Annotated in this window: 12 protein-coding genes; 5 read left to right on the plus strand and 7 right to left on the minus strand. The window is 64.1% G+C overall.

The window, feature by feature from the left end; all coding sequences use genetic code 11:
- Positions 1 to 6 precede the first annotated feature (6 nt).
- Positions 7 to 1,008, minus strand: a complete 1,002-nt coding sequence (locus tag ATO9_RS14205) for a class 1 fructose-bisphosphatase (RefSeq protein ID WP_043750296.1) — start codon at positions 1,006 to 1,008, stop codon at positions 7 to 9.
- Between the two features lie 114 nt (positions 1,009 to 1,122).
- Here ATO9_RS14205 and ATO9_RS14210 point away from each other — a divergent pair, with 114 nt between their 5' ends.
- Positions 1,123 to 2,040 carry a LysR family transcriptional regulator gene (locus ATO9_RS14210; protein WP_043750300.1) on the plus strand — a complete coding sequence of 306 codons (918 nt, stop codon included), beginning with the start codon at positions 1,123 to 1,125 and terminating at the stop codon, positions 2,038 to 2,040.
- 6 nt (positions 2,041 to 2,046) lie between these two features.
- Here ATO9_RS14210 and ATO9_RS14215 read toward each other — a convergent pair whose 3' ends face one another.
- From ATO9_RS14215 to ATO9_RS14235, 5 genes are all read right to left on the minus strand, one after another.
- Positions 2,047 to 4,068 carry a M3 family metallopeptidase gene (locus ATO9_RS14215; protein WP_043750303.1) on the minus strand — a complete coding sequence of 674 codons (2,022 nt, stop codon included), beginning with the start codon at positions 4,066 to 4,068 and terminating at the stop codon, positions 2,047 to 2,049.
- Between the two features lie 25 nt (positions 4,069 to 4,093).
- Positions 4,094 to 5,167: a HesA/MoeB/ThiF family protein gene (locus ATO9_RS14220; RefSeq protein ID WP_043750305.1), complete on the minus strand. Its 1,074-nt coding sequence runs from the start codon at positions 5,165 to 5,167 to the stop codon at positions 4,094 to 4,096.
- Positions 5,168 to 5,617: a dUTP diphosphatase gene (gene dut, locus ATO9_RS14225; protein WP_238318768.1), complete on the minus strand. Its 450-nt coding sequence runs from the start codon at positions 5,615 to 5,617 to the stop codon at positions 5,168 to 5,170.
- 56 nt (positions 5,618 to 5,673) lie between these two features.
- A complete protein-coding gene (gene coaBC / locus ATO9_RS14230; RefSeq protein WP_043750311.1) occupies positions 5,674 to 6,867 on the minus strand; it encodes a bifunctional phosphopantothenoylcysteine decarboxylase/phosphopantothenate--cysteine ligase CoaBC in 1,194 nt (397 codons plus the stop codon).
- Positions 6,868 to 6,972: 105 nt separating this feature from the next.
- Positions 6,973 to 7,851: an RNA polymerase factor sigma-32 gene (locus ATO9_RS14235; RefSeq protein ID WP_043750315.1), complete on the minus strand. Its 879-nt coding sequence runs from the start codon at positions 7,849 to 7,851 to the stop codon at positions 6,973 to 6,975.
- Positions 7,852 to 7,975: 124 nt separating this feature from the next.
- Here ATO9_RS14235 and cobU point away from each other — a divergent pair, with 124 nt between their 5' ends.
- The 4 genes from cobU (at position 7,976) to ATO9_RS14255 (ending at position 11,606) form a co-directional block, all read left to right on the plus strand.
- Complete coding sequence (cobU, locus tag ATO9_RS14240; RefSeq protein WP_043750317.1) at positions 7,976 to 8,497, plus strand: bifunctional adenosylcobinamide kinase/adenosylcobinamide-phosphate guanylyltransferase; 522 nt, start codon at positions 7,976 to 7,978, stop codon at positions 8,495 to 8,497.
- Entirely contained in the window at positions 8,494 to 9,072 is a 579-nt protein-coding gene (locus ATO9_RS14245) for a histidine phosphatase family protein (protein WP_043750318.1), read from the plus strand. Before cobU ends, ATO9_RS14245 begins: the two co-directional genes overlap by 4 nt.
- Positions 9,073 to 9,151: 79 nt before the next feature.
- On the plus strand, positions 9,152 to 10,030 hold the full coding sequence (locus ATO9_RS14250) for a glutathione S-transferase (protein WP_043750321.1): 879 nt from the start codon (positions 9,152 to 9,154) through the stop codon (positions 10,028 to 10,030).
- A 49-nt stretch (positions 10,031 to 10,079) separates the two neighbouring features.
- On the plus strand, positions 10,080 to 11,606 hold the full coding sequence (locus tag ATO9_RS14255; RefSeq protein WP_043750329.1) for a YifB family Mg chelatase-like AAA ATPase: 1,527 nt from the start codon (positions 10,080 to 10,082) through the stop codon (positions 11,604 to 11,606).
- 3 nt (positions 11,607 to 11,609) lie between these two features.
- Here ATO9_RS14255 and gshB read toward each other — a convergent pair whose 3' ends face one another.
- The gene (gene gshB, locus ATO9_RS14260) at positions 11,610 to 12,545 is read right to left on the minus strand and encodes a glutathione synthase (protein WP_043750332.1); all 936 of its coding nucleotides are present in this window, start codon (positions 12,543 to 12,545) and stop codon (positions 11,610 to 11,612) included.
- Positions 12,546 to 12,601 lie beyond the last annotated feature (56 nt).

Consider the following 12,601-nt stretch of genomic DNA (forward strand, 5'->3'; position numbering starts at 1 on the left):
CTGTCCTCACTTCCGGAAAAGGCCGCGATTGGCAAAAAGCGCTGCCGCTTCGAGCGGGGGCAGATCGTGATAGACCGCCAGTTGGCCTACCTTCTCGGGCGAGCCGAAGACGAAGGGAGTACGCGCATGCAGGGATTGCGCTGCCTGGGTCAGGATCGGCTCCATCCCGTCGGTCGCCGCCCCTCCGGCCTGTTCGACAAGAAAGGCGATCGGGGCGCATTCATAGACCATGCGCAGGCGGCCGGATTGATAGCCGGGCCGCTTGTCGGAAGGGTAAAGGAAGATGCCGCCCCGGGTGATGATCCGATGCGTTTCAGCGACCAGGGAGGCGACCCAACGCATGTTGTAGTCCCGCGCCCTCGGCCCTTCGGCTCCGGCGAGGCAATCGTCGATATAGGCGCGCACGGGGTCTGGCCAATGCCGGTAGTTCGAAGCGTTGATCGCGAATTCCTGGCTGGCCACGGGCATCCGGATCGGACCGCCCGGCGTCTCGACAAAGCGGCCCTTGGCCCGGTCCAGCACGTAGAGGAACGCGCCGTCACCAAAGGTCACGACAAGGTTTGTCTGCGGGCCGTAGATGATATAACCCGCCGCGATTTGATCCCGTGCCGGACGCAGGAGACTCTCCTCGGCCGTGGCGGCGGCAGGAAAGATGGAAAAGATCGTGCCGATGGAGACGTTGACGTCGATGTTCGACGATCCGTCCAGGGGATCGATCGCCAGGGCAAAGGCCCCATCGGTGTCGATTTCTGCGACGTCCTGCTGCTCTTCCGAGGCATAGTAGCGGATGCCGGTGCCGCGCAGAGCAAGGTGGAACGCGTCATCGGCGATCAGGTCCAGCGCCTTCTGGCCGTCGCCATCGGTATTGGTGCCCATGGAGGCCGCCATGTCACCGGCGAGCCCACCCATTGCGATGCGGTCCGCCAGGTCGATCCCGACGGTGCAGAGTGCCTCCATGATCGGGCAAAGCGATGCGGGGATCCTGCGCGGATCTATCGTTCGTGCCATCTTGTCTCCTCCCGGCGGGCCTTGATCTGGCCCGTCCCGAGTTGAGACCTTCCATTTTCGCTGATTTTATGAAATTTAAAAAGGATCAACCTGAGTTAAGAAAAATCCAACCCCATGATCCCGGCCCTGACCTTTCGCCAGTTGCGCGCCTTGCAGGCTGTTGCCGACCACGGCTCTTTTTCCGGCGCGGCAGAGGCGTTGCGCCTGACCGCTCCGGGCGTTCATACGCAATTGAAAAACCTGGAAAACCTGACCCAGGCCACTCTGCTGGATCGCAGCACGCCCGGCGCGCTGAAGCTGACCCCCGCGGGGCGGTTGCTGGTCGCGTCGGCACAGCGGATCGAGTCGGACCTGTCCAAGACACTGCGCGACATTGACGCATTGGGCGAAGGGCGGATCGGGCAGGTTCGGCTGGGCGTGGTCAGCACCGGCAAGTATTTTGCCCCGATGCTGGTGGCCCGACTCAAACGCGCCAGCCCGGATGTCGAGATCATCCTGGAGATCGGGAACCGCGAACAGATCATCACCATGCTCAAATCGCGGTCCCTGCACCTGGCCATCATGGGACGACCACCGCGCGAACCATTGGTGACGTCCGAGGTGATCGGCCCGCACCCGCATGTGCTGATCGCCGCGCCCGACCATCCGTTGGCCAACGCCCGGGACATCCCGGACCAGACGCTGCTGAAGGAAACATTCATCCTGCGGGAGGAAGGGTCAGGCACGCGGATACTGATGAACCGTTACCTCGACCGGATCGGCGAAGGCGCGCCCTTCGCATCCATTGTCATGGGCAGCAACGAAACGATCAAGCAGGCCGTGATCGCCGGGCTGGGCATCGCGATGATTTCCCAGCACACGGTGATCGAGGAATTGCGCAGCGGCCGCCTGGTCCGACTGGCCGCGCAGGGTCTTCCGATCCTGCGCAACTGGTATCTGCTATATCCGACCGAGGCGGGGCTCAGCCCCGCCGCAAACCGCATCCACGGCCTGATCTCGGAAACCCGGGGGGATTTCCTGCCCGACCTGTAACGCGGATCAGGCCGCCAGGCCGCGCCCCTTCAGCAGCGCCTCGACCCCCGGCAGGCGCCCCCGGAACCGGGTGTATAGTTCTGCCGCGTCGATAGAACCGCCCTTGGACAGGATGTTGTCCTCCAGCGATTTGGCGATCTCCAGATCGAAGGCGCCGCCGGCTTCCTCGAACGCGGCAAAGGCATCTGCGTCCATCACCTCGGACCACATGTAGGAGTAGTAGCCGGAGGAATAGCCGTCGCCCGAGAAGACATGCGCGAATTGCGGCGTTGCGTGGCGCATCGCGATGGCGCGCGGCAGGCCCAGTTTCTCAAGCACGTCGGCCTGCATCGCCATCGGCTCCTCTGGGGCGGCGCCGTCGTGGAATTCCAGGTCGACAAGGGCAGACGCGACATATTCGACGGTCTGGAAGCCCATATCGTAGGTCGCGGCTTCCAGCACCTTGTCCAGCATCTCGCGCGGCATGGGGTCGCCGGTTTCTGCATGGGTCGCGAATTTCTCAAGCACCTCGGGCACTTCCAGCCAGTGCTCATACAGCTGGCTGGGCAGTTCGACGAAATCCCGCGCGACAGAGGTGCCGGACACACCCTCCCACCGGACATCCGACAGCATCTGGTGCAGCGCGTGGCCGAATTCGTGGAACAGCGTCCGCGCATCGTCGTAGGACAGAAGCGCCACCTTGCCCTTGGGCGGCTTGGCAAAGTTGCAAACGTTCACCACAACCGGAGCCTGGCTGCGCGGCCGTTCAGCCTGGGACCGGATCGCGGAACACCACGCGCCCGATCGCTTTGTGCCACGCGCAAAGTAATCGCCGATGAAGACGGCGACATGTTCACCGTCGCGCGTCACCTCCCAAGACCGGGCGTCCGGATGATAGAGCGGTGCGTCGAGTTCCTTGAACTCCAGCCCGAACAAACGATTGGCGCAATCGAACACGGCTTCGATCATGCGATCCAGCTGGAAGTATTGCTTCAGCGATGCCTCATCCAGGTCATGTTCGGCCTTGCGGCGCTTCTCGGAATAAAACCGCCAGTCCCAGCCCTCGATGGGGCCGTTGACGCCGTCTTCGGCGGCCATGGCGGCCAGCACCTCCTGATCCGCCAGTGCCTGCGCTTTTGCCGGTTCCCAGACCTGCATCAGCAGATCACGAACCGCTTCCGGCGTGCCCGCCATTTCGGTGTCGAGCTTGTAGCGGGCGAAGTTATCGTAACCCAGAAGCTTGGCCCGCTCTTCACGCAGAGCAAGGATTTCAGCTGCGATCCCGCGATTATCCGTCGGGCCGCCAAACGCGCCACGGGCGGTCCAGGCCTTGTAGGCCTTCTCGCGCAGTTCGCGACGCGGCGAGAATTGCAGGAACGGCACGATCAACGACCGCGACAGCGTGATGACGGGGCCGTCCTTGCCCTTCTCCTCACCAGCCGATCGCGCGGCGTCGATCAGGAAATCCGGCAGGCCTTCGAGGTCGGCCTCGGTCAGTTCCATGACCCAGTCGCGTTCATCGGCCAGCAGGTTTTGCGTGAATTCCGTACCCAGAACGGCCAGCCGTTCCTTGATCGCCTTCATCCGGTCGGCCTCGGCACCGGTCAGGGCCGCGCCGGCACGGACATATCCACGATGCACCAGGAACAATTGCCGGTCGTCCTGATCGTCCAGGCCCAGTTCCTCCCGCTTGTCCCAGACCGCCTTGACCCGCTGGTAGAGATCGGGATTGCCCGAGATCGCGGCGAAATGCTTGGCCAGCTTCGGCGAAAACTCGCGCTGCAATTCCTGACGGCGTGGAGTCGCATCCGCTCCGGCGACGGCAAAGAAGGAGGAAAGAACCTTGTCCAGAGCCTCGCCGGACGCCTCGAGCGCGGCGATGGTATTCTCGAAATCGGGCTCTGCCGGGTCTTCGATGATCGCGGCAATCTCGGCATTGTGCAGGGTCAGCGCGGTTTCCAGCGCCGGGCCATAATCCTCGTCCGAGATCAGGTCGAAGGGGGGCAGCTGAAACGGCGTTTTCCAGTCATCGAGAAGCGGGTTGCTCATGTGTCAGATCTCCTTTGCGGGAAACCTAAGCCTTGCCCCCCGCCTCCGCCAGCCCCGCATCCGAACTATTGCCCTGACAGACCGGACAATCAGGGCGGCGTTTCACGCCGATTTTACGCGTCTCGCCCCAGAGCCCGTCATAGATCATCATCTCGCCACGCAGGACGGCCCCCGCCCCGGTGATCAGCTTGACCGCTTCCACCGCCATCATCGACCCGACGACCCCCGGCAGGGGCCCGATCACCCCGGCCTCTGCGCAGGATGGCGCAAGGCCAGCCGCCGGAGCTTCGGGGAAGAGGCATTGATAGCAGGGGGCGCCGTTCTTGGGATCAAAGACGCTTACCTGCCCCTCCCACTGGGTCAACGCGCCGGATATCAGTGGCTTGCCCAGGCTGACCGCCACGCGATTGGCCAGGTAACGAGTGTCGAAATTGTCGGTGCCATCTAGGATCAGATCATACTCGGCAAAAAGCGCTTCCGCCTCGTCTTCGACCAGTCGACGGCCATAAGCCCGAACGGTGACGAAAGGGTTCAGCGCGCTGATCCGGTCCACGGCAGATTGCACCTTGGGCCGGCCGATATCCGCGTCGTCATGGATGATCTGCCGCTGCAGGTTCGAGCTGTCGACGACATCGTCATCGATCACCCCGATGGTCCCCACCCCGCTGGCCGCAAGATACATCAGCGCGGGGGACCCAAGCCCCCCTGCCCCGATCACCAGGACCCGGGCGTTCTTCAGCTTGACCTGCCCGGGACCACCAACCTCCCGCAGGATGATATGGCGGGCATAGCGGCGCAGCTCCGCCTCGCGGAACGGTCCCTCTGGCTCCGGCTCCTCGACCACCTGTGCCCGGTCGCGCAGCCAGCCCAGCCCGGCGCGATAGGCGACGATCAGCGCAACCGCGCCCCCCAGAAGCAGCCAGGGCGCGGCAGACCCGCCCGTGGCCAACCGCAATCCATTGCCGGCGGGCAGAACCAGCTGCGCCAGAACGACCGCAACCCAAAGCACAGAGATGCCGATCAGGCGCAGGCGCCGCGGCGCCCCGGTCAACGCGCCCGCGCCCCAGATCACGGCGGCGATCAGAAGGACAAACCCCATCTACCCGCGCCCGGTCGAACCGAAGCCGCCCGCTCCCCGCGCGGTCTCGTCCAGCTCTTCGCTCAAGGTGAAATCCGCCTGCAAGACAGGGGCCACGATCATCTGCGCGATCCGTTCGCCATGCGTCACGACAAAAGGATCGCGGCCCAGATTGATCAGTATCACACCGACTTCTCCACGGTAATCGCTGTCGATGGTCCCCGGCGTGTTGGGCAGGCTGATCCCGTGTTTCAGCGCCAGGCCGGAGCGTGGACGGACCTGCACCTCGTAGCCCTCCGGTATCGCCATGCGCAGCCCCGTCGGGATCAGCGCACGCGCACCGGGTTCCAGCGTCAGGCCGGCGTCGCGATCCGCCTCGGCCAGGTTCGCCCGCAGATCGGCTCCGGCGGCCCCTGCCGAGGCATAGCCCGGCAATCCAAGCGACCGGTCCGCATCGGGCGTCCAGCTCATGGCAATTTCAATCCGCATTCATCTTGCCCCAAATACTCCCGCCGGAGGCGCAGGGTTCAGCCCAGAGCCTCGGCCACCTTGTGGGCCAGACGGTTGGCCACATCCTGTTTGCCCATCCGCGGCCAAGTTTCGGCTCCCTCTGCCGAGATCAGAGTGACAGCGTTTTCCGACCCGCCCATGATCCCTGTTTCAGGGCTCACATCGTTCGCCACGATCCAATCGCAGCCCTTCCGCTCCCGCTTGGCCGTGGCATGGTCGATCACGTCATCCGTTTCGGCGGCAAACCCTACGACCAGCCCCGGGCGCCCGGTTTTCAGCTTTGAAACGGTGGCGAGGATGTCGGGGTTTTCCTCGAATTCCAGCGTCGGCAGCGCGCCCGCGACCTTCTTGATCTTCGAACCGGATTCGCTTTTCACCCGCCAATCCGCCACTGCCGCGGCAAAGATCGCGGCATCGGCCGGCAAGGCACCCTGGACCGCCGATAACATCTCTCGGGCCGATTGCACCTTGATCACCTGGACGCCCTCGGGCGGGGCCACGTCGGCCGGCCCGGTGACAAAGACGACATCCGCGCCCATCCCCGACATCGCCCTGGCAATCGCCGTACCCTGTGCGCCGGAGGATCGGTTGGCGATGTAGCGGACCGGGTCGATGGGTTCATGCGTCGGGCCCGAAGTCACGAGGATCCGCTTGCCCGCAAGTGGGCCCGCCGCCAGAGCGTTTTCCACCGCGGCCACGATCTCGGGCACTTCGGACATGCGGCCCGGGCCATATTCACCACAGGCCATGTCGCCCTCGTTCGGGCCGGTGAACCGCACGCCGTCGGATTTCAACGCGGCCAGGTTCCGTTGCACCGCCGGGTGCAGATACATCCGCACATTCATCGCGGGCGCCATCAGAACGGGCGTGTCGGTTGCCATTAAGAGGGTCGAGGCCAGGTCATCCGCCAGCCCACCGGCCACCTTGCCCATCAGGTCGGCCGTCGCGGGGGCGACGACAATCAGATCGGCCGACCGGGATAGTTGGATATGCCCCATCTCGGCCTCATCGGTCAGGTCGAAGAGGTCAGTATAGACCTTCTGGCCCGACAGCGCGGCCACGCTCAGCGGGGTCACGAATTGCTGCGCCGCGCGGGTCAGAACGGGAGTAACTGTCGCGCCGCGTTCACGCAGTCGACGGATCAGGTCGAGGCTCTTGTAGCCCGCAATCCCGCCGCCGATGATCAAAAGAATGGATTTGCCAGACAGCATCTTCGCCCCCTCTTCCGGACCCGACGGCGAGACTAGGGCCCGGGGGGCAGAGAGACAAGGACCGGCGGACATCCGGGACGAAAGTGCAATCGCGCAATCAGCGGATCAGTTCAGCAGCGCTTCGGCCTCGGTTCCCTTGGTTTCCAGATGTTTGCGCATCTTCTTGAAGGCCGCGGCTTCCAATTGGCGCACACGTTCCTTGGACAGGCCAAGCTCCTGACCGAGGCTTTCCAGCGTCCGCGGCGCGTCACGTAGTTTCCGCTCCTTCACGATCAGCGTTTCGCGGTCGTTCAGTGACGACATCGCGTCGGCCAACCAGATGCGCAGGCGGGTACGATCGTGGTCCGCTTCGACCTGATCCGCGGCCTGTTCGCCTTCATCTTCGATCGTGTCGATCCACTCGCGGCCTTCATCCTCGACCGATTGCGTGGCGTTCAACGAAAAATCCGAACCAGACAGACGCCCATCCATCATTTCCACATCGCGGAGGGGGACGCCGACTTCGGTCGCGATCAGCTGATGCAACTGGTGCTTGTCCAGAGTCTCACCGCGCGACATCGCCTCGCGTTCCAGCTGCGCCTGGACGCGGCGCATGTTGAAGAACAGCGATTTCTGGGAAGAGGTGGAGCCGGTCCGCACCATCGACCAGTTCCGCATCACGTAATCCTGGATCGACGCCTTGATCCACCACACCGCATAGGTCGAGAACCGAACGCCGCGATCAGGGTCGAACTTGTCCGCGGCCTTCATCAGGCCCAGCCCCGCCTCCTGGATGAGGTCGTTCATCGACGCACCGTAACGCCGGTATTTCGATGCCATGGAAATCGCGAGGCGCATGTAGGCGGTCACCAGCCGGTGCAACGCGGCCTCGTCGCGGTCGTCGCGCCAGGCATAGGCGAGTTTCAATTCTGTCTCCGCGTCCAGAAGCTCTGCCTTCATCGCGCGGCGCGACAGGGACATGTCATTTGGATAATCAAGTGCCATTGGCCCCCCCGGGTTGATGGCGGTCCGACCTCAGGCCGAGTGCGCAGGGTCGATACCTTGTTTTGTCGTTACATAAGGGTATACGCACGAGACGCGGGTTTGGTTCACGTAATGGTGCAAATAAATGGCAGCTTCTCTTTCTCTGGTTTTGGGCGGCGCGGCCTCCGGCAAGTCGTCTTTCGCAGAGGCACTGGTGCTGAAGCAGAAGAAAAATCCGCTATATATAGCCACTGCACAGGCTTTCGACCCCGAAATGGAGGCGAAAATCGCCGCCCATATCGCATCCCGGGGCTCCAGGTGGACCACCGTGGAAGAACCTTTCGACCTGGCCTTGGCGCTTGATCAGGCCGACCCCGATCACGCCGTCTTGATCGATTGTGTAACGTTATGGCTGACCAATTTGATGCTGGACAACCGGGATCATGATGCGGCCTTGGGGGAGCTTGAGGCCGCGTTGGAGGGCTGCAAAGCCCCTGTCACTCTGGTCTCCAACGAAGTGGGACAGGGGATCGTTCCCGAAAATGCGATGTCCCGACGGTTCCGCGAATGGCAGGGCCGGACCAATATCCGCCTTGCCGCCCGGGCCGATCTTGTCGTGCAGGTCGTCGCGGGGCTGCCGAACGTACTGAAGGGCACCTTGCCATGACCCGTTTTCACCTTGTCCGCCACGGCCCCACCCATGAAAAAACCTTTGTGGGTTGGCGTGACGTTCCGGCCGATCTGTCCGACCATGCCGCCATCGCGCGCCTGCACGAAGGATTGCCGCAGGACGCGCTGGTGGTTTCATCCGACCTGATCCGCGCCGTCGCCACCGCCGATGCGATCTCTGCCGGTCGCCAACGCCTGCCCCACGACCCCGACCTGCGGGAGTTTGATTTCGGGGTCTGGGACGGCATGCACCACAGTGAGGTCTCGGCCGATTACGCCGATCACAGCCGTGCTTTCTGGGAAACCCCCGGTGACGTCGAGGCCCCGGGGGGCGAAAGCTGGAACGCCGTCGCGACCCGCGTTTCGGCCGCGCTGGACCGCCTCCACGTGGCGCATCCCGAGGCCGATATCGTCGTGGTCGGGCATTTCGGCATGATCCTGACGCAGCTGGGCCGGGCCCGTGGCACCAGCCCCTACGACACGCTCGGCCAGAAGATCGACAACCTGTCCGTCACCTCGCTGCATCGCCATGCCGACGGATGGAACATCCACCGGATCAATCACGTCTTCTGAAACCTCAGGGCACAAAGCTTCATTTCTCCGCTCGCGAGACCCCGGCTAGCGTAGTCGAAACGCGATGCGGGAGAGACTGATGACCTACGACCTCTATATCGGTGACCGGACCTATTCCTCCTGGTCGCTGCGCGGCTGGCTGATGTTCGAGAAATTCGGCCTGCCGGTGCGGACACACATGATTAGGCTCTTCACCGGTAACATGGCCGAACAAATGGCCGCGCTTGCGCCCGCCCGTCTGGTCCCCTGCATGAAGACCCCCGACGGCCTTATCGTCGGCGAAACACTCGCCATGGCCGAATCCCTGACCGAACGGCATCCGGAGGCCGGGTTGTGGCCCGCAGACCCGGCGGCCCGTGCCCTGGCCCGCTGGCTCTGCGCGGAAATGCATGCCAGCTTCACCGCCTTGCGCAGCGCATGTCCCATGCAACTGGTGTGCCAGTATCCCGATTTCGCGCCTTCCGATGACGTCCGTACCGATCTGGACCGGATCAGCACGCTCTGGGCGCTGGCGCGCGACCGTCACGGCGCGAACGGGCCATGGCTGTTTGGCGATTACTCCGTCGCCGATGCCTTCTACGCCCCGGTCGCTGCACGGATCGCCGGCTACGGGCTGGACGTCGACGCCACCGCGCAGGCCTATGTCGCGACCACCCTAGCCGATCCGGCCTTTCGCCGCTGGCGCGCCCAGGGCCTGACCGTGCGCTATGACCCCGATCCCTTCCCGACCGACCTGACCGCAGCCCCCTGGCCAGGTCCGACGCCTTTGTCGGCGAAACCCGTCTCCGAAGGACCTTCCGAGAACGCGCTCTGCCCCTATTCCGGCAAACCCGTCACCGATTTTCTGGACCTGGACGGACGCGTCTTCGGTTTCTGCAACCCGGGTTGCCGCGACAAGACCGTGATCGACCCGGAGGCCTTTCCCGCCTTCATGGCCCTGGTTGACCGAAGTCATTAACCTTCTGGCAAGACCTCTCCCGTTAACCTTGTTTGACGGGGGATATGCCATGATCACCAAAGCCTACACCGTTGCCTTCGAAGGGGTCGAAGCCCGCCAGGTCGAGGTGCAATGCGCCGTGACCGCCGGTTTGCCGGCCTTTTCGATCGTCGGCCTTCCCGACAAGGCGGTCAGCGAGGCCCGCGATCGTGTGCGCACCGCCTTGACCGCCATGCATGTCGCGCTGCCCTCGAAACGGATCACGATCAACCTTTCGCCCGCAGACCTGCCGAAAGAGGGCAGCCATTTCGACCTGCCGATTGCGCTGGCCCTTCTGGCGGCCATCGAGATCCTGCCCAAGGACGCGGTGGAACGCGCCGTCGCCCTGGGCGAGTTGTCTCTCGACGGCGCCCTAGTCCCGATCCTCGGATGTCTGCCCGCCGCCGTCACAGCCGCCGAAGAGGACCGCTCGCTTTTCTGTCCCGCCGCCTGCGGCCCCGAAGCAGCCTGGATCGATCGGACCGAGGTGATCGCGGCCAATTCCCTGCCTGAAATGGTTCAGCATCTTACCGGCCAGGCGCCGATAGCCCCGGCCCAACCGGGCGAAAGCACCGCCCCCGACCGCAGCCGCGACCTCCGCGACGTGAAGGGACAGGAGCGGGCCAAGCGCGCGTTGGAAATCTCGGCCGCCGGTCGCCACCACCTTCTGTTCTCCGGCACGCCGGGGTCGGGCAAATCCATGCTGGCTGCGCGTCTGCCCACGATCCTGCCCGATCTGTCACCCGCCGAGGCGCTGGAAACCTCGATGATCCATTCCCTGGCGGGGCTTCTCGACGGCGGAGGCATCTCACGCCAGCGTCCGTTCCGCGAACCGCATCACACGGCCTCCATGGCCGCGATTGTCGGCGGCGGGCGCGGATCACGCCCCGGAGAGATCAGCCTGGCGCATAATGGTGTGCTGTTCATGGACGAATTGCCGGAATTCCCCCGCACGGTCCTGGAAACGCTGCGTCAGCCCATCGAGACCGGAGAAGTCGTCGTCTCCCGCGCCAATGCGCATATGCGCTATCCCTGCCGCTTCCTGATGGTCGCCGCCGCCAATCCCTGCAAATGCGGATATCTGCCCGACCCGGCCCGCGCCTGCGCGCGCGTTCCGCAATGCGGCCTGGATTACATGAGCCGGATTTCCGGCCCCATGATGGACCGCCTCGACCTGCGGATCGAGGTGCCGCCCGTCGCCTTCACCGATCTCGACCTGCCGCCTTCGGGCGACACGTCCGCCACCGTCGCCGAGCGCGTCGCCGCCGCGCGCAGCGTTCAGGAGAAACGCTTTTCCGATCACCCGCATGCAAGGCTGAACGCCGATGCCGAAGGGAAGTTGCTGGAGGAGATTGCAGCCCCCGATGCCGAGGGCCGCGACCTGATGCACCGCGCCGCGGACCATTACGGCCTGACCGCCCGCGGCTATCACAGGGTGCTGCGGGTGGCGCGCACGATTGCCGATCTCGACCAAAGCGAGACGGTTCGCGAACCGCACCTGGCCGAAGCGCTGGCCTATCGCCTGACCGTCGAAAGCCGCGCCGACCGCGCGGCCTGATCGTCAGCCGCGGCGCGCCTCGATCGCTTCCCAGATCTTGGCGGTGATATTGACCCCGTCGAACCGCTCCAGCTCCTGGATACCGGTGGGCGAGGTCACGTTGATCTCGGTCAGCCAGTCGCCGATCACGTCGATCCCGACAAAAATCTGGCCCTTTTCCTTCAGAAGAGGCCCAATTGCGGCGCAAATCTCGCGATCCCGATCGGTCAGGGCGACCTTTTCGGGGCGTCCGCCCACATGCATGTTGGACCGCGTCTCGCCCTCGGCCGGTACGCGGTTGATGGCGCCGACGGGCTCCCCGTCGACCAGAATGACCCGTTTGTCGCCCTTCGACACGGCAGGCAGGAATTTCTGCACGATCAGAGGTTCGCGGGAGAACCCGGTGAACATCTCATGCAGGGAGGCAAGGTTGCGGTCCTCGGGTGTCAGGCGGAAAACACCGGCCCCGCCATTGCCGTAAAGCGGCTTGACGATGATGTCCTCGTGCTTGGCGCGAAACGCCTTGATCGTCTCCAGGTCGCGCGCAATCGCCGTCGGCGGCGTGAGTTCTGGGAAGTTCAGAACCAGCAGTTTCTCGGGATAGTTCCGGACCCAGAACGGATCGTTCACGACCAGGGTGCCCGGTGCAAGGCGTTCCAGTAGATGGGTCGTGGTGATGTAGAACATGTCGAACGGCGGGTCCTGGCGCAGCCATACGACGTCGAAATCGGACAGGTCGACCATGGTCATCTCGCCCAGCGTCGCATGGTTGCCCTGCTCGCGCCGAACCGTCAGAGACTGCCCCCGCGCCATGATGTGCCCTTCCTGGTAGGACAGGTTCTCGGGCAGGTAGTAGAACAACTCGTGGCCCCGCGCCTGGGCCTCCTCAGCGATGCGAAACGTGCTGTCAGCCTCGATATTGACCGTCTCGATCGGGTCCATCTGAATTGCGACTTTCATGGCCGGGCTCCCATATATGCGTTGGCATATGTGATGGCCGAAAGCCGCGGCGGGCG

The sequence above is a fragment of the Pseudooceanicola atlanticus genome (genome assembly GCF_000768315.1).
GTDB lineage: Bacteria > Pseudomonadota > Alphaproteobacteria > Rhodobacterales > Rhodobacteraceae > Pseudooceanicola > Pseudooceanicola atlanticus.